Source organism: Paraburkholderia caffeinitolerans, from assembly GCF_902859945.1.
Classification (GTDB): Bacteria; Pseudomonadota; Gammaproteobacteria; order Burkholderiales; family Burkholderiaceae; genus Paraburkholderia; species Paraburkholderia caffeinitolerans.
In genome coordinates this window covers 126,235-148,346 of the sequence record NZ_CADIKL010000006.1, presented here as the reverse complement: position 1 = coordinate 148,346, position 22,112 = coordinate 126,235, and the positions used below count along the sequence as shown (strand labels likewise).

The window sequence follows — 22,112 nt, the reverse complement described above, 5'->3', positions numbered from 1 at the left end:
CGGACTTCAATGGGAATTGCCAACCCAGGGCTTCGCCGGCAGCGGCGCCCGTACCGCGGCGTCGAGCTTTCGGCTTAGGTCTTGAGCCGTGCTCGCAGCCTCGCCGGCCTTTGTCGCGGCCGCCGTGACCTTCTTTTCGACCTGCGCGGTCGACTGCTGGGTAGCTGCGGCGGTCTGCGCAGCGACGCGCGCCTGTTTGAGCATGGCCGCTGTGCTCGCGTCTGTGATACGCGCCCGGTCAGCAAGGAACGTGAGTGTTTGCACAGCGAGTTCGTGCGTGTCGGACATCTGGTTGCGCAGGTCATTGAGCGCAATCGCGCCCTGTTGATTCAGACGCGTCAGACCATCGATTCGCCCTTGAAACTCCCGTACGCACGATGCACGCTCCTCGGCCCGGATGCCCGGGAAGCGGTCGAGCAACTGCATGCGCTCGCGCTGGTTGAGCCAGTTCATGACTGCGGCGCCAGCGGCCATGGCCAGCATGACTACCATCGCGAAGAGCACGAATATGTCGACGCGATGCCAGATCGCCTTCAGTCGTTGACCTTTCGTCATGGCTTGTCCGTCGGTCGACGGCCTCCCAGTTTTGCTTCGAGATCCGCAATATGGCGATCCTTTTCCGCAAGCGTCGCCATCAGCCCTTCGATCCTCAGGCGATCCTCCAGTCGGTCATCCGTCGCCTGTTTCGCAGTGCGCCGCAATCGCTCTTCGGCCACCAGCAACAAGCGCCGCAGACGTGTCTCGCGTGCGACCACCTTGTGATATTGGGACTCCCACTCCTGCGCCAGCCGTTGCAGGCTTGCGAGCGACGCCGCTTCGATCTCATTGCGTTTGATATCGAGCTTGTCGCTCGACTCGGTCCTGCGCAGACCGGAGAGCTCCTTTCGGGTACGCAGCCAGCCGGCCGAAAGCGTGCCAGCAAGCACGGCAAGAGATGCTGAAATGCCGGAGAGGAGCTTCACCAGGCTCAGGTCATCACCGGAAGATGGCATAACGTAATGGGCTCACGAAAATCGCTCAGGAGTAAAAAAACCGCCTCAAAGACGGCTCGTGATTGTTCTTGACATATAGACCCTATGGGTCTAATTTAACGCATTGAGGTAGCGCATTAAGCGCAGCCCGACAACCCGAAAGGACTGACCATGAAGCTCACATTTCGCCCGCGCATGGCGCGCGCACGACCATATGCCAATCAAATACACGCCGCCCTCGACGCGGGATCTCGCGAACCTCAAGCACGATCTGAATCGGACAGGCAAGCAGATGGCCGACCTGTTCTGGCTGGCAGGCGATCATCAGTGGCGCAAATACACGGGCGGTCAGACGCCGCGCGAGCTGAGCCCGCACATGGCGTTCGTTGCAGCGGCGAAGCTCGTTCTCACGGAGGCCGAGTTCACGCGCGTCCTCGAGAAGATGGTGGAATTCGGCGCGCACGTAGCGGAGGATCCCGCTGGAGAGCGGCAGCCGTAGCAATGATGCTTGGCTGCACCGTTACGGTCAGCGCATGCGGGGGTGGTGGCGGAAGTGGAGGCAGTTCCACAGCACCCGCCCAGCAGCCTCAATCTCGAGCGCCGGCAGTTCCGAAACATCTCATCCTGATGCTCGATGGCGACTCAACGAACCTTGGATACAACCCCATCGAGGTCCCTCAGGTCCCGAACCAGATCGCGAACAATCCGGCCGAGCTCATGCAGCGTGACATGGATGCAGCCTTCGGAGCAGGACGGGTAACGGTAGTTGACGAGACCGCTTCCGGATCGACACTTGCCGATGACATTTCAGGGCAAAACTACGCCAACAAGGGCACGCTCGTGCAGCGCCTATCCGAAGTGAAGCCTGATCTCGTGCTGACCAATAGCGAGATCAATGACGTCAGCTACTATGACGTCAACACGTACAAGGCCAACCTGATTCAGTGGATTCAGCTTGTCCAGGCTGCCGGTGCACGACCGGTCCTCCAGGAGCCAAACCCGCTCTGCCCGAAATATATCGAGCAGCGCGACGACATGGACTTTGTGCTGGCCATGGATCAGGTCGGGAACCAGATGGGCGTCTCGGTGCTATCGAACTACGAGACGTGGTTCTCGGTTGAGAGCTGGTGGGTGACGAATCTTCAGCCGGACTGCATCCATCCGACCGATGAGGGCTACGCCGCAAAGGAGCGCCAATATTTCAAGGCGCTTAAACCGATCGCGACCGCGATGCTCCAGCAATAACCTTACAAGGCCGAAAGACGGCGGGGCATCTGTCTTAGGGTACCATTGCGGGCAATTACCCCACTCACCTTACATTTTTGCTTTATGGAAAAGAAGCCGTTCCATGCCGCGTACATCGACGGACTGCGCGCAATCGCAGTCCTGTCGGTGATGGCATACCACCTTAATGCATCGTGGTTGCCCGGAGGTTTCGCGGGCGTCGACGTGTTCTTTGTCATCTCTGGCTTCGTCGTCGCACTCTCCGTGAGCGAACTCGGCAAGCTCAGTTTGGGCCGGTTCCTCGCCTACTTCTATGCGCGCCGGATCGTACGCATTACGCCGGTGCTCGTGGTGGTGCTGGTCGCGACGTTCCTCGCATCCGCACTCTTCATCCCGGACGCGTGGCTCTCGTCATCCAACCAAAAGACCGGCCTCTATGCGTTCCTTGGGCTGTCGAATTTCGTGCTCGCATCAAACACGGGCAACTATTTCGCGCCGCTCGCCGAGTTCAACCCCTTCACGCACACATGGTCGCTCGCGGTTGAGGAGCAGTTCTACCTTACCTTCCCGTGGCTGTTCTACCTGTGGCTGCGCGGTCATAAGGCTGCGTCGCGATGGATCTTTGCTGTGGCGCTCATTGCATCCTTCGCGTGCGCGATCTGGCTCGGACGGAAGAACGAGACGTACGCCTTCTATATGGCGTGGTCGCGCTACTGGGAGCTTGCGATTGGCGTGCTGCTTTTCCAGATCATGTCGGCGCGCGGGCATTCCTTCGATGATGCGAGCCCGAGACGACCGCTATTCTCGATTCTCGCGGACGTCGGTCTGCTGGTCGTGATCGCGGGGCTCGTAATCGCGCGCCCGCAGTCTGCACCCTTTCCGGCGTGCGTGCTCCCGGTCGTCGGCACGGCCCTTGTGCTTTTCGCCATCCACGGGCGCAAGGGAAGCTTTGCCCATGTCGTGCTCACCTGGCGCCCGATGGCCTTTATTGGCCGCATCTCCTATTCGCTATACCTGTGGCACTGGCCGGTCTATGTGCTGTTTCGCTGGACGGCGGGCCTTGATAAGCCAGTGTGGCAGGTATCGGCTATCGCATTGACGTTTGCGCTGTCGGCCCTCTCGTACCACTTCATCGAGCAGCCGCCGCGACGCGCCGCCAAGCGCCTGAAGAAGCCTGTCATGATCGGCGCCGGTCTCGCGCTTGTCGCGCTTGGGTTCGGCGTCTCGAACTCGATCGCCTCCAACCAGCGCGAACTTTCGCTGAGCACCGTCTCTCGCAACCACGATATGTGGTATCCGATGGGCGCCGTCTCCGTTTCCAGCCCGGACGGCTGCGCGGTTGCCGACGATATGCAGGACGTCAAAGGCGGCTGGCTCTGGACGCACCGGCGCGTCAACTGCATCAAGCCGGCGGAGTGGGCGCATAACCTCTTTGTGATCGGCGACTCGCACGCAATGGCCTACACGGCGATGTATCGCCAGCTCGCGCTGCGCACCGGCACGACGGTTTACGCATACAACAATGGTGGTTGCCCGTTCATTAGTCTTCAGCCAGCGAATGAGCAATGCGAGAAGTACGGCGAGGCGGCTGTCGCCGACATGCTGCCGCGTATCCAGGCCGGTGATGTGGTGTTTCTCGCATCGCTGCGGATTCCGCGCATGGTCGAACAGAGCGAGATCTTCGGCGTCGATTCCGCGCGCGCACAGGTGGCGAGCCCAGAGGCCGCAAAAGGCCGTGCCGATGGCGTGCAGCGCGCCATCCCCCTGCTTCGGAAGATAACGGCACGCGGTGCGACGGTAGTTTTTGAAGGGCCGACGCCGAACATGCTGACGATCCCTTTCCGGTGTGCGGACTGGTTCAACCAGAGCAACCCGATATGCAGGAATGGCAACGAAGTACCACGCGCGCTGCTTGAGGAACTACGCTCACCGATCATGAGTGCATACCAGCAGATCGAACAAGCCGTGCCAGGCGTGACGGTATGGGACCCATTCCCCATCCTCTGCCCGGGACAGGAATGCTCGGCATTTCATGGCAAAGAGCCGCTCTTTCTCGACGGTGACCATCTGAGCGGCTACGCGAACTTGATGCTACTTCCTCACTTCACGGCGTTCCTTGAAGGTCCTATTGCAACTGCTCAACGTTGAATGTTGTTCCTAATGGATAAGTGCGACGATGCTGGTATGACACGAAAAATCACATAGTCGGAGCGGGCAACATGGCCCGAAAGAAAGTGTTGCTCTCGTAGAACGCCTTGTATCGTGCATCGCCCGTCGACACCGTTCCAATATTGGGATAGGTCGTCTTGTCGACAATGGGAGAAAGACTCCACGCAACGATAACTGTCTCCGTGGAGTCTGAAAAAGCAACATTTTCCGTGCTTGCCATTTGAATTCCTTAGAACGTGTACGCACTTGCGAAGAAGTTATACGACTGCGCGGTTGGTGAACCTGTTGGGCAGTTGTAGTACAGATACGCGTTGAGATTCGAATCGAGCGGAATGTCCGCATACTGAAGAGATGGACCGCAGCCACTTGGGTAGGTTGTGTTCGACGTCTGGTTTCCGATGCCGTTCGCGTCACCGCCAACCCCTAGGTTGAACACAATGGAGCCCGCTGCGGTTGCGACCGCATTCGCATCGCCTGAGATTGCCTTTGCTCCCCATGGAGCTATCCCGCTGAACGACGTCTGATGCCATGTCGTGCCGCCGCTTGAAGTCGTGCCAAAGATGCCTGCACGCGTCACCCAGATCTTGCGGTTGATCTGCTTGAACGCCACGAATTGACCGCTCGGATTCGTGATATACACACCCAGAAGCGCTGAATACGTATAGCCAGACGGCATGTTCGCGCCGCCGTAAGTTGGCGTCGGCACCGAGCCGATTTGTTGGCCCAGCAGCGCAGTCGTACTGGTTGTCGGGTTATAGATTGCATAGACCGCAATGGACGTACTGGCGGGTGATGCCCCGGTATCCATTCCGTTGGCGCCAACAGTGGCGATATTGATAGTCCGCGAGATATTCCCGACGATCTGCTTCGCCCCACTCACCGATACACCCATCACAACCTGTGATGCAGTGAAGGTGACGCTTGAGGCTGCGCTCGCGATATACGCCGCTACGTCTGTGGCACCAACAGATGGCCCCGCAGCCTGCATCTGCCCGAGCTGCACCGCATGCTGGCTCTGGGTGGCGGGGGCGATCTGCTCGGCAGCACCAGAACAGAGTAAAAGCACAAAGGATCCGGAACCTGACGCCAGAGTCGGGTTCCAGTAGACAAGCGCATCACCATTCGCAACGAGCTCGCCGCCCTGCAATGCGGCATGAGCAGCGCCGACCATTGCATATGCCGTTCCGCTCGCATTGAGCGTCGACGCGCCGGTGTTCGTGGTTTTCACCTTGAACCAGAACGGCGCCCACGGAATCGGTGCGGACAAGGCTGGAGTGAATGCCACGACGTATGCATTCGCGGCACCCGTATCGGCGCCGACATTCGTCTTTCCGCCTTGTATGAGCGACTGAATTGCGCCCGCGATCTGGGCATTGTTCGTGCGATTCGGCGTGATACCGGCCGCAGTCAGGATGGCGATGAGCTCTTCCTGAATTGCATTGTATTGATAGGAAGGCCAGCGCGTCGCGGGAATATTGGTCGCGGGGTTGCCATCGGTCGCGCCCTGCGGGGTGCCGGTGAGCGGGGCGGTGTCCGCCTGCGCCATCGGTACGGAATTCGATGCAATGAGTCGATCCATGTGCGGTCAGTCCGAATACGAGAAATTGAGAATGGTGTGCGCGGGCGCTATGCGTGCCATCTCGCACTGCAGAACGTTGTTGCCCCATGTTGCGAATGGCGTGCCAAATGATCCGCTGAACGTGAGGTAGTTGATCGAGAACGTGGGCGCATTGACCTGCCATGCGAAAGCCCAATCGTCGTTGCCGAAAGGCATCCCGAAAGCCATGCCAAATTGCGCGGGCACGAACTGCGTGATGGTGATCGCGTAACCGAGAGCACTCGCCACTGCCGTGAAGTAGGGTATCGACTGGCCGCCGGTCGCGGTCAGACGTCCAACAACCTGCGCGACGCGCTGCTCCGTGGTAGGCGCTTCCCCCGCACATGGGTCTGGCAGTCCGAGGGTTGCTTCCCATTCCGGCAGCAGCTCATACGTTGAGGCCGGAAATGCGTCCGTCAGCAGATAGTTGGCGCGCGTATTGAGCGTCTCAAAACAGGGCGTTAGCGTGCTGAGGACAGCCGTCTGCGTTGCATCGCTCTCGCGTGGCCACACACGGCCGCGCGGCAGATGCGCCTGCAACGCTCGCAGGTAATCCGCGGCGCTGTAATTGGGTGCGGGCATGGATTAAACGTAGGTGACAGTTCCGAGCACCGGCAGCTGGCCTGCCGACATCGTGATATTCGCGTTTGTCGGAAGTGAGGTCGTCATGCCAGCAACGGTGCTCGTGGCTGCAGTAATCAGATATCCGCTCGTCCCGGGTACCGAATTCACGGCGCCCGTGATATCCGACCAGTCAATCGTTCCTTTCGGCTCTCCATTCCTGAAGAACACATCGGCGAGTGCTGAGTTGACAGCCGCCTGGGTGGTACTACCCGCGGTGCTCAGTCCGGAAATAGTGAAGCCGATCTGGTTCTCGATAGGCGAGCATGCATACAAGAGCGCGGTTACCGGCTGCTCCGTGATGAGCGTGTCCGCGACCATCAATTGGTCGCCAGTCGCAACCACGCCGCGTGGCAGGCCATTCGGGCCTTGATCGTGCTGCGACACGCCGTTCGTCCCTTGAGGAAAGCCCACGTATGCCTCCTCGACCTCATCCATCATGAAATAGAGCACCACCGTGCCGGCGCCGAAGCCGTTGGGCTGACACCATGCCCGCGTCACTCCCGCGATGTCGGTCGCCCATTTCACGTAATCGCTTTGTGCGCCGCCCTGCGCCGGATTCTGGTATGCCGCCATCACGCGCGTGCGATAGTCCTCCTGATCCTCGACGTCGGCTCCGGACGTGACTGTCGACGAAACGACGCCTGACGATGGAATGCCTGGCACCGCGGACGTCAGCGTCATCGATGTGTCGTTATCGCAGTTCGCCGCGCTGCCAGCAGTCACCGCAGTGACGGTCGCCGTGAGCGTGCCATCGCTTGCGACGGCCGCGGACGACGTCACCGTATAAAGTTCATTGTCCTGCCGCGAAATTCCGGTGCCCACATTGAGCGGTGTGCCTGGAGTCGCTCCGGTGAACATGATCTGCAGAACGGCTGGCGTTGCCTCCTTCAGGTATGTGTCCTTCAGTGCCCCCCATCCCGCAAGAAATTCATCGACAGCAGTCCAGGGCACTGCCTGTTTAGCGATCCAGTCGAGATAGCCGTAAACGCCCCAGATCAGGGCAGCAAGTGCAGCTCCGAGAATCTTCAGAACGGCCTTCTGCAGGAACGAGAGAATCGATCCAAGCCCGGTCTGAATGTCGCTCCAGATCTGGGTGCGCAGTTCGGTGAGAGTCGGTCGGGAGTACGGCATTAATTCGTTCCCCATGCCCAGTTATAGGTGCGAGGCGCGCCGCCGTCCAGTGGCCACGCGACGATTGAGCTGCCAATCATGTTCGGTCTGGTCCACTGCACGGTGACGTCAAAGCGTGCAACGACACTGGTATCAATGAGCCATTGAATTGATTCGACGAGATAGTCGTATGCATCGCGAAGTGTCTCGTCTGTCGGCGACTTCCTGCGCGAGAGCAGCCACAGGCGCGAGCCCGTAAGGCCACTTCCATCGTTCACGCCATCATCGCCCCACCAGCCGCGGCGGTCCGTCGTACCATCGGGAATCTGGTCATCGGCGGCTGCCTCGCGGTCGCTAAAGACGCTGAAAAGGAGCGCCGTTTCGAGATCGTCCCCCGTCGCAATGTCGTTCGGCAGCAGCCCCCAATCGCCACGCGCATTCTCGACATCCCAGAAGATCTTGATATCGCTCATTCCGGCTGATCCGGTGGATTGGTTTCGATCGTGCTGCCGCCGCCCTGCACGTTGACAACCTTGTGCGTGTGCATATTCGCGACCTGCCGCATACCGGCCACAGTGCGCGTGTTCGTTCCATAGTTGTCGAGGATGTCACCTGATACCTGCAGCAGCGGGGTATTCATCACCACGCCGGTCGAAGCATTTATGGTGACGGTCGTTGAATTATTGATCGTCACCGGCTGCCCGTTGGCATCGATCTCGATACCACCGGAGGCAGTCAGATAGATGCGCTTTCCATCCTCGGTATAGATCATCGACTCGCCGTACTTCAGGCCGCGCTGACGCGACGCCTGATGGTTCGAGCCGACGATCGCGCCGTTGCCGCGGTCACCACCGATGAATATGAGCGCGACGTCGCTCCCTTTCGGCGGCACGGACGCGAAGCCGAATTCCTGCACGCGCGGCACCCTGTCGATCGTCTCAAGTTCGTTCACCGTCACCTGGACCATCTGCACGGGCCCCGAGTCGTCGACAAGGTTCACGCGTGCTCGTCCGATGAGATTGAGAAGGCGGCGCACCGTGCGACTCAAAACATCCTTGCTCATTGCTGCGATCCCAGCACATTTGAATCGACGAAGAGAGGCTGCAACGCAATCGGCTCAGGCAGATATGCAGCCGGGTCCATGATGACCATCTCGCACGTGGTTCCCTCGTCTAGCGAGCGTCGATACGAAACCTCGCCGATGAGCCACGTCTCGTTCGACACTTTGAGCTTCGGAATGTCGACCAGCACCAGGGTATTCGGTGTCCAGAGCGTCCCGCTGGCATCCCGCCAGCTATCCGTTTTGACCATAACGAAGGCGGCGCGGCCGGCGCGCCGATTCATTTCCCAGATGGCCCTGCGTTTCGCGAGATCCTGAAAGCCCTGTACGGCCTCGGCGACGATATATCGTTCGCGAACACGCTGCACGCCGACATCGTCCACCGTCGCGATCATGTTCGGACCGATTCCGGCGTCAGAGTACGCGAGCACCGATTGCGCAAAGCACGTGTACTTCGAGAAACGATCGACCGCTGAATATACGACCGAGGCCGACTGAATATTGACGCCCTGCACGAGGCCGCCAGCCGCTTGCACCCCGGGGTTCGCGCGCGCGAGACGCAGATTGCCATCTGGCTCGTCATAAACGAGCAACTGGCTGTAACGGCTCACGCGCTCGATGATCTCGAACGGCGTCTCTCCGATGAAGATGTTGAACTGCGGAATCGCGATGAGATCACTTACATCACAGCGCACGCTAATGCCATAGTGAGCCGCCAGCTTCGTCGCGACATCAAGCGCCGATGTCCCGCTTATCTGTCCATTAGGCCATACCGCCGAGCAGTCAACGAGGTCTTCGCATCTGCTTCGACCCGTAACGCGAACTCCATGCTCGTTCGGCGAGATCGATGGAACATAGTTATCGACGTAGCCGGTCAGCACGAGGTCAGCGCCCAGCTCCACGAGACACGAATCGCCCGGCTGAACCACTACCTCAGTCGGGACGTTCAATTCGATCTGGTTCTCGGTGAGACCGATATCGAAATCGGACACGCATCGCTCGATCCCGCGTGTAACTCGGATGTCGGTCCACCCGGTGATCGTCTGATTGCCGACGCTCAAATACAGATCATCGCCCATCGTCAGCTCGCGAGCGCCTGAAACGTCGCCGGCATGAAAAGCGGATGCACGGGTGCAACCTGCTGCACGAGTTGATCGGCGCGCGTGGCGTCGCCGTAGATGCGGTGCGCTAGCACAAGTGCTGGCAGGCTCCCGTTGAACGTCATCGCCGCGAGCGACGCGAGATCCGCGCCCCGCGTTTGAAGGTCATCGACGACGGCAGTGCGTGTGGCGCGCAGCGCAGTGAAGCTGTTGTCGTCCGATGCATCCGCCGCGATCTCGATCTCCGCATCAAGGAGATCTGTTACCGACGACATCATCGAGATCGCATCGTCGTACGACGATGGCTGCCAAGTTGCCACAGCCAGCGCGAGCTGCGAAAACGCCGCTCGCCGCAAAAGCGCGCTCGCCGCCGTCTGCATCGTCGACATGGCCACGCCGATCGTCGAGCTCGTGAAGGTGCCGCTCGGCGAGAAGCTCGCGAGCGTGGATAGCGAACGGATTGCATCGCTTGGACTGGCCATGGTGGCCGCCAATGCAACGGCGAAGGCCTGCGCGGAGGAATTCAATGTCGCAGCGTCCGAGGGGTTCGCGGCCGCTGTCTGGAGCGCGGCTCCCGCCTGCGCGAACGCCGCGCGCGCCGCCGCATCGTCGGCGAGCAACTGCGCGGCCGTCGTGCCTGCGGGTGCCGATTGGTTTGATCCGCTATACCCGGCGTTGCCCGCGCCGAAGAACCGCCCAAAATTGCCCGAGAGCGTGCTCACTGAGTTCACGAAGCGGCGCACGTCGTTCACGGCCGTGACGCCGAGCTGGTACCAGCTTACCGCAGCGCCAACAGCGGTCTGCACGACTGCCGCGCCTTCCTGAATTGCCATTGCCGTGTCCAGCGCGAAGTCGAGCTCGGCACCAATGCCAAGCGAATCCGCGACCGCTCCTAGTAGAGATCGAGTGTCCGAGGTAACGGACGGATAGGACTGCGTCCCGTTACGCATGAAAACAAAGCGCACGAGTATGACTCGCCCGTGCTCCACACTCTCGGCGACCTGCGCATCGAGGCATGAAACGTTCTCGATGCGCCCGAACGTCGGATGCACCAGCGTTTGCTTGCCGCTTTCACACACCGCAACAAGGCGATCGCGCTGGCCGATCACCGAGCCGCCGCCATATATACGACTGTTCTCGATCAGGAAGCCAAATATCTCGAAACGGCGTGGCAGTTTCCCGAGCTCCTCTATCCATGCATCATCGCGAAACGGATACTCGTGCACAGCGTTGCGCGATCCGAAGCGCGTGTTCGTGGCCACAACCGCAAACGGCACACCGCCAAATGAAGCTTGGCGCAGCGATCCCCACCACGAGCTCGCCAGATCGCCGGTAAGCAGCGAAGCAAGCTGACTTGCGGCCGACGCGACGCCCCCGATGCTCCCGGTCAGATTGGTCAGTGTCGCGATGCTCATATTGCCGGTTCCATGAGAGCCGAATTGCCGACCGCGGCGGTCGCCGTAGCATTTCCGGTCGTGCGCACGCTTGCGCGAGTGCCCTGCGGCGCATTGGGAATCTCGACCTTTACGTGCACGGCGCCGCTTGTGGTCTGCTGCACGTTCTGGTTTTCCGTACGGCTCGTAGTCTGCTGAATACTCTGGCTAACCGCGACCGCGTCAGCGGCGCGGCTCGAGGCCTCGCCCTCGGTATCCTTCGGCCGTTCGTATAGCCGCGACACAACGTCACCTGCTTGCGCCGCCGTCGTTGCCTGCGAAAGTGCATCGCCAGCACGCTTTTCGGCGCCCTGCCGCATCTCGTAGTCGACGAACTGGAGCTGCTGATCGAGCGTCGAGTTGCGGATATCGATTCCAAAGCGCTTGCGAAACGCTTCTTGCCGGTCCTGATGCCACTGACCGATGCCATAAGCCGAGCCGTTGTCGCCTACGGCGCTCGCGTCGTAGCCGCTTTCGCGAAAGAGGTTAGCCGCGATGCCTGACGCCTGGTCCCGCGACCAGCCCATGTCCTGAAATCGCTGCACGATCGCGGGCGTCTGCGCGTTGTCGGCAGCACTCTTCACAAACAGGCTGCGGATCGAACGATAGATTCGGCCGCCCAGGCCGCCGTCAGCCGGTGCTACGGCGTTGGGTGTCGCCACACCGCCTGCGATCGCCTCGGCGACCCGCTGATCGCGCCCGGCAGCCGTCTCACCGGGCAATTGGTGAATGCTTCGATCGAGCGCCTTCGCTCGCTCATGCTCTGCGAGATAGCCGGCGGCGGCCGTCACGGCAGCGCCCCCGGTGCTCGTCGTCGCGGCGATCGTCGTCAGAAGACCGACCAGACGCACGGCGCGCGCAATGAGCGTGGCAATGCTGGCGATTGGTCCCGCGAACGTGATCGCCGCGAGCCCAGCCGCGATGGTCTTCACGCCGCCAATCGCATCGACGAACTCCTCCACCTCTTCGGCCTTCTTCGACCAGTCGGTTGTTTCAATCCAGTGCGCGATCTTCGGCCCATACTCGTTCGCGATCGGCACCATCTGTTCAGCGACTTTCCCCAGCGCCGGCGCGAGCGCCGAACCGACCGAATTCTTCAGCTTGTCGACGCTTGCATCGAGTCCGACGATTGCCTCGTTGTAACGCTCGCCCTGTGCGATCTGCTCGGGCGTCATCACCGCATTCAGCGCGCGGAACTTCGCGACGTATGCATCGATCGCAGCACCGCCCTTGCCGAGCAATGGTCCGAGGTCGCCAACTCCGAAAATCTCGAGGAACTTTTGCCGCGCTTGTGTATTGCTGATTTTCGAGGCGGCGTTCGCCACATCGCGCAGCGCGCGTGCCGTGTCGATCGAGCCGTCGCGCAGCCTGTGGATACCAATGCCCTTGTCCGCCATCACGCCGGCGACGAACGTATCGCGGCCCGCCGCTGCATCCTCGAACGCGTTGCCGACGGATTTCAACCCGTTGCTCATCGACTCGCTCGACAGGCCAGCGAGGCGGGCCGCGCCCTGATATTCCTGCAACTGCGTCGTACCGATACCGATGCTGTACGCGGTATTGCTGATCTGCTTCGCAGAACGGCCCCAGCTCGTCGCAAAGGCCACGACGCCGGCGACCGTCGCCGCACCGGTCAATGCCGCGATCGGAGGTGCGAGAGACGCAACGCGGCGTGCCGATTCGGTCGCGAAGATGCCGACCTTCTCGATGCTGCGCCCGAGCTTGTCCATTCCCGTCTCTTTCGCGAAAGCGGAGACGGATGCCTTTACATCCGAAATCGGCTTCGTGATCTGCGCGATCGATCGATTTACCTGCTGCGCGACGGACGTGGCCCGGTCGACTGCGGTAATCGTGATCGAAAAAACATTCGCCATCAGGAAGCCCCTTTCAGACGCATGGCTTGCTCAAACCAGTAGTTGAAACGGCGCAGCTTCAGCTTGCCAGCGTCGTCTGGTCCCCAGCGGAAGAAGTAAGTGACGTCTGCGCGTCGGTCCCCGAGGTCTCGCCAGACTGCGGGGGCGTCCAGGTAAAACCCGAGAGGAATGTCACCGCCTCCTCGTAGTCGGTCTTCACCATCTTGCGAATGACCGGCAGCGGAATGCCGGACACCATTGCGATGAGGGCCGCATTTGCGGCGTACTGCGAGCCCTGAACCTGCGCGCTGCGATCGAGCTCATCGACTTCCGGCTCGCGCAGTGTGACCGTTTCGTAGGTCTTCGTATCGCCCTTCAGTGTGATGGGCTTTTTGAGGTTGATGATTTTCGTATCGTCCATGTTCAGCTCGTGGTGGTTTCGGTGACGCAGCCTTCGGGCCCCTCCAGGCGCACGTCGAACTTCGCGTCGTTGGAATCGACTTCCTGCTCTTCGACGGTCCACATGTCGCGACCGATGATCGTCTTGCCATTGGCCAGTTGCGCGACGACCGTGACGTCCGTCATCAGGTTGATCGACGCGACGGTCAGGCCACCCCAATCGCGCAGGTTGAACGAGATGAACGGCGCCGAAGGGGTTTCCTTGTAGCCATGCACGCTATCCATCCCCGCGAGGGTTTCGCGCTTCCGACTCGCGGGCTTGTACTTGAAATCGGCTGTGATCATGTACGTCGTACCGTCGATCGAGAGCGACGCGGTGCCGGCGAGCAGTCCAGTGGGAGAAGCCATTACATGTCTCCAGAAAATGGAAACGCGCCGCAGTGCGGCGCATCAGGGATCGCTGTCGGTCGATCAGCTCGAGGTGGTCGGGACGATGTTCGAGAACTGCATCAGCAGCGCGAAGATCCGCAACTGGTCGATCAAAATCGCCGGATAGAGCACGTCGACGCGGTTGGGGTTCTGCGAGTTCTGCTGCACAATGAGCCCCTGCGCGAACACCGCGCTGCCCTGCACATAGCCGTTCTCTTCCATCGTCTGGTACTGCGCGACGAGGTCGGCCCGGATCATCGCTGGTGTCACGACGTTCGTGCCCGGCACGACTCGCGTGCCGTTCGCGGCCAGCTTCTTGCGCGCGTACTTCGTCGTGACAACGGATTTGAGCTGCCGCAGAACATAGGTCAGCGTGTTCATTGTCTCGACTTCCAGATAGCTGTCGTCGGCGTCACCGAACGAGTTCTTCTGGTAGGTCGTGATCAGATTCTCGAGTGCGCACGTGCCGTCGTCTGCTACCGAGAATGTGCTGATGCCGTCGTACAGCAGCGTATTGCGATCGGTCAGCGCAAAGCGCATCGCGAGCGGAGGCGCCTGCATCGTCGCAAGCGTCACCGTCTGAAGGGGCTGCGCGGGGTCTGCGCGCGCCGACACAGCCACGGCGGCAGTGATGTCCGCCGCAATCACCCAGCTCGGGGTCGGCGAGCCGTTGAATCCGAGGATCGACATGTGCTCGTCGTTGCGCGTCACGCCAAACGTAGTGAGCGCGCCAAGCGTGCCTCGATAGGCGGTATATGCGCCGCCATAGAGTTGCTGGCTCCAGCTCCAGCGTCCCGTCGAAGTGCTCAGGAAGGACTTCATCGCGTCCAGCGACGCGCTGTCCGTATACGCGAACGCGATGAAATCGAAAGTCTGGTCGCCCAGGTTTGCGAGCGCGTCTGCAACGTCCGGTGCGACCAGGCCGCCGGCCATCGCCGTGATCGTCACTGCGAGACCAGTCGGCGTGGATTCGCCTGCCTGCGTGCCTCCATAATTGAGCTGGAGATCGATGTCGTTGCCAGCGAGGCCCTTGTTCTTCGCCGTGATATCGACCTTGGTGGTCGTCGTCGCGTCGACCGCGGCAGTCACTGGCAGGTCGGGGAGCGTGCCGATCTGCGCAACAAGCGCGGTCGCGATCTGCGCGGCTGTCATCGCCGGGGTAACGACGAGCGAAACAAGCTGGCCAGCGATGTACAGCGAGAGCACGCCCATCGCGGTCGGCGCGCTCGTGAAATTCAGGCTGCCCGACGCGGCGACGGAAGACGCGCCGTCGGCGAGCGGCAGATACCAGACCTCGCCGAACGAATCGCGCGCGCGATAGGCCTCAGTCATCAGTGCAAGCATCGAGCCGCGGCCGCCGACGGCCTTTGCGTCGCTCACACCCTGGCAAATCTGCGGGACGCCCGGGGTACCGGTTCCCGACGACAGGATCTGGCCGACGATGAGCGCGCGCTGGGTCTGCTGGCCGGTATTCGCGTTACTCGGATCGATGTCCGCATAAAAGAGGGGTACCCGCAGGTTCTGCGGGATGTTGGGAAAGGAAATGTCGCCCATTCGTTAGCTCCGGTGGCGAGGTGGCGCCCCAAACAAAAACCCCGCCTGGGCGGGGTCTCATTGGTGGATTGTGGACAGTTAGCTCGATGTCTTCTCGGTCGCCGGGACGGCCACAGCCGGCGCGGCCGGTGCGCTCGGCGCCGTTTTCGGGCTGATTGCCCGCACGGCATCTCCGTCGCGCAGGCGCCGGCGCCAGAACATGTCGAAGTCGTCCACCTGCATGCCTTCGTCCGGCACAACGGTGGTCTTCACGCCCTCGACGGGCGACGAGGAAAGCAATTGCTTCGTAACCGGGTCGCGAAGCAGCACGCCCGGCGCGGGTTTCACAAACATGGAGAGCTCCAGTGACGCGTGTGCGCCGCTCAGGATTGCGGGAGGTTGATCGTGAGGCCTGGTTCGGTTGTGCCGTCCGGCATCTCGATGGTCAGATCGATACCCTGGAGCGGCACGGCCGGCGGCTGATAGAAGTCCTCTGGCCCCTGCACGTGCTCCATCTCCAGATCCAGCACCAGCTCACCGATCGGAGACTGGCCGTCGCGCGGCACGCTGATCGTCGAGCGGAAGGCCGGGAACTGCTGCAGCAGGCCCATGATCGGCGGATAGTTGATGAGCGCCCCCTTGACCTGCTCACGCAGCGTTTCGAGCTGCTCTTCGACTGCAGCGGCAGCCGCGTCATTGGCCAGCGCGGACGCCTGCGCACGCGCCGTCACGCGCAGCGTCGTCGTCACGGTGAATGCCGGCGGCCCATGCGGCCCCCATCCCTGGCCATTCTCATCCGGTGTCTGGACGATCAGCATCGGATACTTTCCGTCCCACGTTGCCCACGTGCGTGGCGAATACACGTTCGATCCGGCTGCCGTTGCTCCCGCTATGGTGAGCCCCTGCACCGCGAGCTCGCGGAGATTGCTCGACGTTGTCATTGCTTGCCCAGATCCATATATGCCCAGCCGAGGCCGTCGATCGCCACGTCCTTTACCACGTAGGCGACACCCCCAACTTGCATGACATCGCTCTGGATGGGTTCCGGCGCGCCCATGGCGCTGAACTGCGAGACCTGCACGCCGAGCGTGGCCACTGTGACGTTGGCCTGCGATTCACCGGCGTCATCGAAGATGTGGTCGGTGATCAGCGTGAAAACGCCGAGTAGTCCCGCGAAGCTGCCGCCGGCTTTCGGGAGAAAGATGACGGCCTTTTCATCACCCAACGTCGAACTGATCGCGGCGTTGAGCGTGCCATCGAAGTCGATCACGGTCAGGCCGTCCCTTCCTGCAGGACTTCCGGGCGAGTACATATGTGCAACGGATAACTGTAGGCCTCCATCTTCCACCAGCTGTTGCGGTCGCGATCGAAGATCGGGATCACATATTGCGGCTTGCCCGGAGTGTTCACCCATTCGAACGATTCACCCGGCGCATATGCGCAGCGGAAGATACCAGGCGCGCCGACCGGGAAAAACTTCACGGTCGTGTCCGGTACCTTGATGGTTTCGTTGTCATCCGAACCGCGATAGTTCAGCCAGTTGATACCGGCGAACGGGAAGACATCGAACGCGCCGCCCTGCCGATCATCGCGGAGGTCCGCCGCCGCCGACCAGTTCATGAACGTGCGGATCACGTCCTGATGGTTCACGAACGCATCGTAGAACTCATCGCCGCACAGCGCGTAGACGCGCGTCGTGGGCAGGAATGAGCCCTGCGCCTTACGCGCCATCGTCCGGCGGATCTTGTTGATGAGCGGACGCAGCGAGTACTCCGTGTTCGCCGCGAGATTGAACTGCCACGGGGCGGCCGGAGTGATTCCGAACTGATCGAACCAGTCGAAAAGCACGCTGCCGTCGGCATCGAGCAGCAACCCCTGCACGGCCGCCAGCCGGTGGAATTCCCACGTGTATTCGATGTTACGCAGGATGCCGGTCGGTCCATTCATGCGGCGCGCAACCTCCACCTGCACCTGCATGAGCTCCGACTCCGTACCAAAGGCGCGGATGTTCTGGATCTCATTCGCATAGATCGTGTCGCTGTGCATCAGGCGCGGCACATCGAAGTAGCGGGCCTGGCGCTTTTCGGTCGTGCGCTGGACGCCCTCGGCGCCGCGCGGCGACGTCGGCACGATGATGAGCTTGCCCTGACGCTGCTCGACGGCCAGCGCCGTCGTCCGGATCGGATCCGGCTCGAAGATATCGAGATCGCCGAGACCCGTCGGCTGAAACGGATACTTGTCGACCGCCGCAGTGAGCTGGATGGTCGTGAAAGGATCCTGATGGAATACGTCCAAGCTGGCCATTATTTGGCTCCGAAAAAAATAATGACCGCTTGCGCGGCCATAAGGACTCGAAGTTGGGAGGAGAAGGCTGTGTGCCGCGGCGGAGTCAGCGCGTGATGATGCCCAGAGCAGTGAGCTGCGCAGTCGCCGTTGCGATCTGCGCGGCCGTCGCGCCGCTCGGCCAGATGAGCTCGGATCCGTTAACCTCACATTCGCGCGTCACGACCGTGCCGGGCACATCGTTCAGCGTCGCGTCGGTGAAACCGAACGCAATGCCCGCGGCGGACTGCGAACCGTCGCTGGCAGATGGGTTGAGCGGCACGAAAACGCCGTTGATCGCCTCGACCTGGATCGAGAACTCGTCACCCGCGACGAATGGCGTCGCACCGGCGGTAATCGTGAGCGCGATTTGGTTGCTGAACGCGGAACCCGCGGTGGCAGTCCCGAGCGAATTGCCGTAGGGATCGCTCACAGCGAAGTGCGTTGCATCGCTCGCGATCGCCGAATACATGCCGAGTTGAGCCCCTGCAACAACCGGCGTGCCGGCCATGGCGATCGTGCCGTTACCGGTGTTGTTATTCACCTGCTCGGCGTTGCCCGGCCACGCAGCGGCCACACCACCGGTCTGAAGACCTAGCACGGTGCCGGGATATACCTTCGTCGCGCCGCCGATGGTACCGACGTCGCGCGCACGGTGGCCGCGGGCCTCCGAAACGAGGAATCCGCCGGCGTGCCATTGCTCGATCAGCGGCGTCTGGGTGAGGACGGGGGGATTGGTCATGATTCAATCCTTGGGGGAAGAATGGACAGTGCCTGCGCGTGCGCTGGCGTCTGGTTTAGCGGGCGCGGCGCGGCTTCGCCCCGGCCTTCTGGAACGCGGAGTCCCAGCTCGCTTCGACGGCTTGCTCCTGCGACATGCGCGGAGCGTCACCGGAACCGAGATTCGGATTGCGTCGCGTTTGCGTGCCACCTGCGGATCCCCGCGTCTTGTTGAGCACGGAGATCACCTGGCTGCGCGTCATCGTTGTCTCGAAGGCCAGGTTGCAGGCGAGCTCCGGATTTCGCCCTGCACCCTTGCTTGCGAAGATCGCGGCGCAGCGCGCACGTTCGCGTCGACGGGCGCGCGCTGCCGAGCTTTGGCCTCGCATCTCCTCCTCGTCGTCGTCATCGTCTTCCGCGCGCTCGTCGTCCTCGTCGTCGGCCGCTCGCTTACCCTTCTTGCCGCGCTTGCCTTTGCCGCTGTCGTCGTTCGGCTCGTCTTCGTCGTCGACGTCGTTGTCCGGATCGTCCTCATCGTCATCGTCCGAATCGCCGCCTTCGGCACGCTTTCCGCGCTTGCTGTCGCCGTCGTCGCGGTCCTGCTGTTCGTCATCTTCATCCGCGGCGCGCTTGCCCTTCTTGCCCTTGCCGCTGTCGTCGTCATCGCCCGGACGCTCGTCTTCGGAGCGGGCGCCACGGCCGAGATGGGCGAAGCTCAACCCACCTCGTGCCATGAGGTTGCGTAACGTGTTGCTCATTAGATTTACCCTGATGGTGGGATGAATCAGCCCAGCTCTTCGAGCAGGGACGCGAAGGCCTCGTCAGGTGCCATGACGGCATCCGCGAAGCCAATGTCGACGCCATCGGCGCCGAGAAAGGTGCCGGCTTCCGTGTCGCGCACGGCGGCCGTTTTGAGATCACGATTACGCGCAACGGTCCGGACGAAAATTTCGCCCATCGCATCTACGTCTGCCTGGAAACGTCGCAGCGCGTCCTTCGACAGTGGATTGAACTCGTTGCCGTCGGCCTTGCGCGCGCCGTACTGAATGAGCGTGACATCGATGCCGGCGCGCGAAAGCGCCTGTGACATGTCGACGTGCATACAGATGACGCCGACGCTGCCCGTGCCGCCGGTGCGCGGCACAATGATCCGGTCGGTGGCGCTCGCGATCGCATAGGCGGCCGAGTATGCGCTCTCCGTGAGGACCGACCAGATTGGCTTACGGCCGCGCGCCCCATAGATCGCATCGCAGAGATCGAAACATCCCGCAACCTCACCGCCCGGTGAGTCGATGTCCAGCATGATCGCCCGCACCTCGTCGTCGCCGAGCGCCATGCTAAGCAGCGCGCGGATGCCGTCGTACCCCGTCATGCCCGAGAACGGATGGAGCGTGCCGAGCTTGTGCACGAGCGTCCCCTCGACGGGGATTCGCGCGACGCCCTCCGCGACGTCATACGGCCGATACCGGGCCGGCTCACCGTCGTCGAACTCCCCGAGGAATGCGCGCGCGCCGCCGTCAGCCAGCGCGAGCGCCGTGCCATCCTCGCGGAATAGCTGTGCGATGCCGAAGCGGTCGGCGAGCGCAGCCATAACGATCTCTGCCTTGTGCGGCAGGATCGCGATCGGCACATTGAAGAGACGCGTCGCGAGATGAGGAAAATTGGTCATGCTGCCTTCGGCTCTTCAGGTGGTTCATCCGTGCGCGTCGCCATCTCCGCGCCCCCCCATTCGGGAAGCGGAATGTTGCGGCGTTTGAACTCGGCGATTTCGATCTGGCGCTGGTCGAGCAGCTCTTCCCAGTCAGAGCCCTGTTCTGCAGCCTCCTGCTTGAGCGTCGTGAGCGCGGCATCCATCTTGAGGATCGAGCCCTGCGGCTCTTTCACGGGATCCACCCATCCGCGCGCCGGGCCCAGCCACGAGCAACCGGCATAGGCGGTCGCCGCCTCGATGAAATCCGGCGCGCCGGAGGGCAGTGGCAGTTCTCCGTTCTCCATCGACTCGCGCAGCCAGACCGCATACATGGGTGTCGCGGTCCCCGCCGAGAACTCCAGACGCCGGCGGACGAGCGTCTTCCAGCTTTCGAGTAAACCCGAACGTGCGCTCGAGTAAGTCGTGCGAGTCCAGTCCTGGGTGACCTGCTCCTGAGACACGCCGAGCGCCGAGGCCACGCACCCCTGCATCTCATGCACGAACTCGGTAAAGCCGTTGTGCGGGTGGTCGGAACTCACCGCCTTGATTTCTTCGCCCGGGGCCAGCGCCGGCACGCGCACGCCGTTGAACATCGCCGGCCGCTCGTCATTCCATTCCTTGCGCAGGCTTTGGTAGAACTTGAGCTCCTGATCCCCAGCGATCGCATCCTGCACCTCCGACGGATCGTACGGGCTCGTGACATACGTGCCGATAGACGCGGCGAGCGCCGCGGCTTGAAGCTCGATGCCGTAGTAGCGGGCGAGCATCTTCGCGTGCGCGAGCACCGGAACAAACACGCCGATACCCCGGTTCTGACCCGCGCGATCGCGCTCGTAGTCATGGATCACGCGCCGCCATCCGTCGTCATCCTCGGCGATCACGCGTTCCCACTCCATCGACTCGACGGCGTTATACCAGTCGTTCTGATGGGCCTTCCGAATGTGATACGCGACAGGCACGCCGTCGTCGTCAATCTCGACGCCGCCTCGCAGATGCCTGGTGTCGACCATCTGCATGGGATTCGAAAGACGATCCGGGTCCACGACCAGATAGCACGTCGCGTATTGCGCGGCGCCGCGCCCAATACGCTCCGGCTTCCAGTGGTTCACGACGAGATCTTCGCCATCGATGAGCTTATGTCGCAGCGCGAGGCGCAACTGCTGCGAGACGGTCAGTTGCCTCGATACGTCGTTATAGTGGTTCAGGTCATTCGAGAAGAGGCGCCAGCGGGCTTCGACTGCGCTCGCGAACTCCTTCGCCCACTGGATATCGAATGCCGCGCCACTGATCAGACGCAGCGCGCGGTAATCGGGCATTGCAGATAGTCGCAGCGACGCGCCAACGGTGTTGTCGAGGATGCGCGTGATCGCTCCACTCGAGCGGCCATCGTTGCGCACCTGGTCGCGCGAGCGCGCAACCATGCGATCGCGGAACTGCGTGATCTCGGCGTCCGGCGAACGGATCCAGGGCAACCAGTTGCCCATCTCCTGCGTCTGCCAGTCTGCCGCCTGATACGGGAAGAACCAGCGGCCCACGCCGCTTGTCAGCGGCATCCCGTTCGGATACTCAGCGCGCTGGCGCCGCATCGGGTTGCCTTGGGCGTCGACGATCGAAAGTTCGTTGCCCATATCAGAAGAGTGGCTTCATCGGACGGCGGCGCCGGATGCACACGCCAGGGTTGAGCGCCTGCTGCAGTTCTGCGATGAGCATGCGCAGGTTCGCCATATCGGTTTGCTGAAACGTCGCGCTGCGCGATCCCCCGCCCTGTGCGTATGACACCGTGACCACTTTCGAGCCCATACGCAGCTGGATGTAAGCCTGCTGTGCGCTGGTGAGGGCGGCCGTCAGCTGCGCGTCGGTCATTCCGTAATACGGCGA

The 22,112-nt window shown here is 61.8% G+C and carries 26 protein-coding genes; 3 read left to right on the top strand and 23 right to left on the bottom strand.

Annotated features, from left to right (window positions below; genetic code table 11):
• Positions 1–6: 6 nt before the first annotated feature.
• Entirely contained in the window at positions 7–555 is a 549-nt protein-coding gene (locus HV773_RS08070) for a hypothetical protein (RefSeq protein ID WP_175194619.1), read from the bottom strand.
• Positions 552–962, bottom strand: a complete 411-nt coding sequence (locus tag HV773_RS08065; protein WP_175194618.1) for a hypothetical protein — start codon at positions 960–962, stop codon at positions 552–554. Before HV773_RS08065 ends, HV773_RS08070 begins: the two co-directional genes overlap by 4 nt.
• Before the next feature lie 223 nt (positions 963–1,185).
• Here HV773_RS08065 and HV773_RS08060 point away from each other — a divergent pair, with 223 nt between their 5' ends.
• The 3 genes from HV773_RS08060 (at position 1,186) to HV773_RS08050 (ending at position 4,343) form a co-directional block, all read left to right on the top strand.
• Positions 1,186–1,470 (top strand): XRE family transcriptional regulator, encoded by a 285-nt coding sequence (locus HV773_RS08060; RefSeq protein ID WP_175194616.1) that lies wholly within the window; start codon positions 1,186–1,188, stop codon positions 1,468–1,470.
• 128 nt (positions 1,471–1,598) lie between these two features.
• Entirely contained in the window at positions 1,599–2,216 is a 618-nt protein-coding gene (locus HV773_RS08055) for an SGNH/GDSL hydrolase family protein (RefSeq protein WP_175194614.1), read from the top strand.
• A gap of 84 nt (positions 2,217–2,300) precedes the next feature.
• Positions 2,301–4,343 carry an acyltransferase family protein gene (locus HV773_RS08050; protein WP_175194817.1) on the top strand — a complete coding sequence of 681 codons (2,043 nt, stop codon included), beginning with the start codon at positions 2,301–2,303 and terminating at the stop codon, positions 4,341–4,343.
• A gap of 49 nt (positions 4,344–4,392) precedes the next feature.
• Here HV773_RS08050 and HV773_RS08045 read toward each other — a convergent pair whose 3' ends face one another.
• The 21 genes from HV773_RS08045 to gpW all read right to left on the bottom strand — a co-directional run bounded on the left by HV773_RS08045 (position 4,393) and on the right by gpW (position 22,097).
• The gene (locus tag HV773_RS08045; RefSeq protein WP_175194612.1) at positions 4,393–4,584 is read right to left on the bottom strand and encodes a hypothetical protein; all 192 of its coding nucleotides are present in this window, start codon (positions 4,582–4,584) and stop codon (positions 4,393–4,395) included.
• A 9-nt stretch (positions 4,585–4,593) separates the two neighbouring features.
• Entirely contained in the window at positions 4,594–5,943 is a 1,350-nt protein-coding gene (locus tag HV773_RS08040) for a hypothetical protein (RefSeq protein ID WP_175194611.1), read from the bottom strand.
• Between the two features lie 6 nt (positions 5,944–5,949).
• Positions 5,950–6,543 carry a YmfQ family protein gene (locus HV773_RS08035; protein ID WP_175194610.1) on the bottom strand — a complete coding sequence of 198 codons (594 nt, stop codon included), beginning with the start codon at positions 6,541–6,543 and terminating at the stop codon, positions 5,950–5,952.
• 3 nt (positions 6,544–6,546) lie between these two features.
• Positions 6,547–7,731 carry a baseplate J/gp47 family protein gene (locus HV773_RS08030; RefSeq protein WP_246282240.1) on the bottom strand — a complete coding sequence of 395 codons (1,185 nt, stop codon included), beginning with the start codon at positions 7,729–7,731 and terminating at the stop codon, positions 6,547–6,549.
• Complete coding sequence (locus tag HV773_RS08025; RefSeq protein ID WP_175194609.1) at positions 7,716–8,168, bottom strand: phage GP46 family protein; 453 nt, start codon at positions 8,166–8,168, stop codon at positions 7,716–7,718. Before HV773_RS08025 ends, HV773_RS08030 begins: the two co-directional genes overlap by 16 nt.
• Positions 8,165–8,758, bottom strand: coding sequence for a phage baseplate assembly protein V (locus HV773_RS08020; protein ID WP_175194608.1), 594 nt, complete (start codon positions 8,756–8,758; stop codon positions 8,165–8,167). The genes HV773_RS08025 and HV773_RS08020 overlap by 4 nt, the downstream gene beginning before the upstream one ends.
• Positions 8,755–9,834, bottom strand: coding sequence for a phage baseplate assembly protein (locus HV773_RS08015; RefSeq protein WP_343052320.1), 1,080 nt, complete (start codon positions 9,832–9,834; stop codon positions 8,755–8,757). The genes HV773_RS08020 and HV773_RS08015 overlap by 4 nt, the downstream gene beginning before the upstream one ends.
• 2 nt (positions 9,835–9,836) lie before the next feature.
• On the bottom strand, positions 9,837–11,270 hold the full coding sequence (locus HV773_RS08010; protein ID WP_175194606.1) for a DNA circularization protein: 1,434 nt from the start codon (positions 11,268–11,270) through the stop codon (positions 9,837–9,839).
• Positions 11,267–13,162, bottom strand: coding sequence for a phage tail tip lysozyme (locus HV773_RS08005; RefSeq protein ID WP_175194604.1), 1,896 nt, complete (start codon positions 13,160–13,162; stop codon positions 11,267–11,269). The genes HV773_RS08010 and HV773_RS08005 overlap by 4 nt, the downstream gene beginning before the upstream one ends.
• A 58-nt stretch (positions 13,163–13,220) precedes the next feature.
• Positions 13,221–13,562: a phage tail assembly protein gene (locus tag HV773_RS08000; RefSeq protein WP_175194602.1), complete on the bottom strand. Its 342-nt coding sequence runs from the start codon at positions 13,560–13,562 to the stop codon at positions 13,221–13,223.
• A gap of 2 nt (positions 13,563–13,564) precedes the next feature.
• Positions 13,565–13,948, bottom strand: coding sequence for a phage tail tube protein (locus tag HV773_RS07995; RefSeq protein WP_175194601.1), 384 nt, complete (start codon positions 13,946–13,948; stop codon positions 13,565–13,567).
• A 63-nt stretch (positions 13,949–14,011) separates the two neighbouring features.
• A complete protein-coding gene (locus HV773_RS07990) occupies positions 14,012–15,523 on the bottom strand; it encodes a phage tail sheath subtilisin-like domain-containing protein (RefSeq protein ID WP_175194600.1) in 1,512 nt (503 codons plus the stop codon).
• Between the two features lie 78 nt (positions 15,524–15,601).
• The gene (locus tag HV773_RS07985; protein WP_175194598.1) at positions 15,602–15,856 is read right to left on the bottom strand and encodes a DUF2635 domain-containing protein; all 255 of its coding nucleotides are present in this window, start codon (positions 15,854–15,856) and stop codon (positions 15,602–15,604) included.
• A gap of 29 nt (positions 15,857–15,885) precedes the next feature.
• Positions 15,886–16,443: an ATP-binding protein gene (locus tag HV773_RS07980; RefSeq protein ID WP_175194596.1), complete on the bottom strand. Its 558-nt coding sequence runs from the start codon at positions 16,441–16,443 to the stop codon at positions 15,886–15,888.
• Positions 16,440–16,772 carry a head-tail joining protein gene (locus tag HV773_RS07975; RefSeq protein WP_175194594.1) on the bottom strand — a complete coding sequence of 111 codons (333 nt, stop codon included), beginning with the start codon at positions 16,770–16,772 and terminating at the stop codon, positions 16,440–16,442. Before HV773_RS07975 ends, HV773_RS07980 begins: the two co-directional genes overlap by 4 nt.
• Positions 16,773–16,774: 2 nt before the next feature.
• A complete protein-coding gene (locus tag HV773_RS07970) occupies positions 16,775–17,806 on the bottom strand; it encodes a major capsid protein (protein ID WP_175194592.1) in 1,032 nt (343 codons plus the stop codon).
• A gap of 85 nt (positions 17,807–17,891) precedes the next feature.
• The gene (locus HV773_RS07965) at positions 17,892–18,566 is read right to left on the bottom strand and encodes a head decoration protein (RefSeq protein ID WP_175194589.1); all 675 of its coding nucleotides are present in this window, start codon (positions 18,564–18,566) and stop codon (positions 17,892–17,894) included.
• Positions 18,567–18,621: 55 nt separating this feature from the next.
• A complete protein-coding gene (locus tag HV773_RS07960) occupies positions 18,622–19,302 on the bottom strand; it encodes a hypothetical protein (protein WP_175194587.1) in 681 nt (226 codons plus the stop codon).
• A gap of 26 nt (positions 19,303–19,328) precedes the next feature.
• Positions 19,329–20,174, bottom strand: a complete 846-nt coding sequence (locus tag HV773_RS07955) for a S49 family peptidase (RefSeq protein ID WP_246282239.1) — start codon at positions 20,172–20,174, stop codon at positions 19,329–19,331.
• A 35-nt stretch (positions 20,175–20,209) separates the two neighbouring features.
• Positions 20,210–21,862, bottom strand: a complete 1,653-nt coding sequence (locus HV773_RS07950; protein WP_175194583.1) for a phage portal protein — start codon at positions 21,860–21,862, stop codon at positions 20,210–20,212.
• Between the two features lies 1 nt (position 21,863).
• Positions 21,864–22,097: a gpW family protein gene (gene gpW / locus HV773_RS07945; RefSeq protein WP_246282238.1), complete on the bottom strand. Its 234-nt coding sequence runs from the start codon at positions 22,095–22,097 to the stop codon at positions 21,864–21,866.
• Positions 22,098–22,112: the final 15 nt, after the last annotated feature.

Coding starts and splice junctions, on each gene's coding strand:
- HV773_RS08070 (WP_175194619.1), bottom strand. CDS start 555: ATGACGAAAGGTCAACGACTGAAGGCGATCTGGCATCGCGTCGACATA.
- HV773_RS08060 (WP_175194616.1), top strand. CDS start 1,186: ATGCCAATCAAATACACGCCGCCCTCGACGCGGGATCTCGCGAACCTC.
- HV773_RS08055 (WP_175194614.1), top strand. CDS start 1,599: ATGCTCGATGGCGACTCAACGAACCTTGGATACAACCCCATCGAGGTC.
- HV773_RS08050 (WP_175194817.1), top strand. CDS start 2,301: ATGGAAAAGAAGCCGTTCCATGCCGCGTACATCGACGGACTGCGCGCA.
- HV773_RS08045 (WP_175194612.1), bottom strand. CDS start 4,584: ATGGCAAGCACGGAAAATGTTGCTTTTTCAGACTCCACGGAGACAGTT.
- HV773_RS08040 (WP_175194611.1), bottom strand. CDS start 5,943: ATGGATCGACTCATTGCATCGAATTCCGTACCGATGGCGCAGGCGGAC.
- HV773_RS08035 (WP_175194610.1), bottom strand. CDS start 6,543: ATGCCCGCACCCAATTACAGCGCCGCGGATTACCTGCGAGCGTTGCAG.
- HV773_RS08030 (WP_246282240.1), bottom strand. CDS start 7,731: ATGGGGAACGAATTAATGCCGTACTCCCGACCGACTCTCACCGAACTG.
- HV773_RS08025 (WP_175194609.1), bottom strand. CDS start 8,168: ATGAGCGATATCAAGATCTTCTGGGATGTCGAGAATGCGCGTGGCGAT.
- HV773_RS08020 (WP_175194608.1), bottom strand. CDS start 8,758: ATGAGCAAGGATGTTTTGAGTCGCACGGTGCGCCGCCTTCTCAATCTC.
- HV773_RS08015 (WP_343052320.1), bottom strand. CDS start 9,834: ATGGGCGATGATCTGTATTTGAGCGTCGGCAATCAGACGATCACCGGG.
- HV773_RS08010 (WP_175194606.1), bottom strand. CDS start 11,270: ATGAGCATCGCGACACTGACCAATCTGACCGGGAGCATCGGGGGCGTC.
- HV773_RS08005 (WP_175194604.1), bottom strand. CDS start 13,162: ATGGCGAATGTTTTTTCGATCACGATTACCGCAGTCGACCGGGCCACG.
- HV773_RS08000 (WP_175194602.1), bottom strand. CDS start 13,562: ATGGACGATACGAAAATCATCAACCTCAAAAAGCCCATCACACTGAAG.
- HV773_RS07995 (WP_175194601.1), bottom strand. CDS start 13,948: ATGGCTTCTCCCACTGGACTGCTCGCCGGCACCGCGTCGCTCTCGATC.
- HV773_RS07990 (WP_175194600.1), bottom strand. CDS start 15,523: ATGGGCGACATTTCCTTTCCCAACATCCCGCAGAACCTGCGGGTACCC.
- HV773_RS07985 (WP_175194598.1), bottom strand. CDS start 15,856: ATGTTTGTGAAACCCGCGCCGGGCGTGCTGCTTCGCGACCCGGTTACG.
- HV773_RS07980 (WP_175194596.1), bottom strand. CDS start 16,443: ATGACAACGTCGAGCAATCTCCGCGAGCTCGCGGTGCAGGGGCTCACC.
- HV773_RS07970 (WP_175194592.1), bottom strand. CDS start 17,806: ATGGCCAGCTTGGACGTATTCCATCAGGATCCTTTCACGACCATCCAG.
- HV773_RS07965 (WP_175194589.1), bottom strand. CDS start 18,566: ATGACCAATCCCCCCGTCCTCACCCAGACGCCGCTGATCGAGCAATGG.
- HV773_RS07960 (WP_175194587.1), bottom strand. CDS start 19,302: ATGAGCAACACGTTACGCAACCTCATGGCACGAGGTGGGTTGAGCTTC.
- HV773_RS07950 (WP_175194583.1), bottom strand. CDS start 21,862: ATGGGCAACGAACTTTCGATCGTCGACGCCCAAGGCAACCCGATGCGG.
- gpW (WP_246282238.1), bottom strand. CDS start 22,097: ATGACCGACGCGCAGCTGACGGCCGCCCTCACCAGCGCACAGCAGGCT.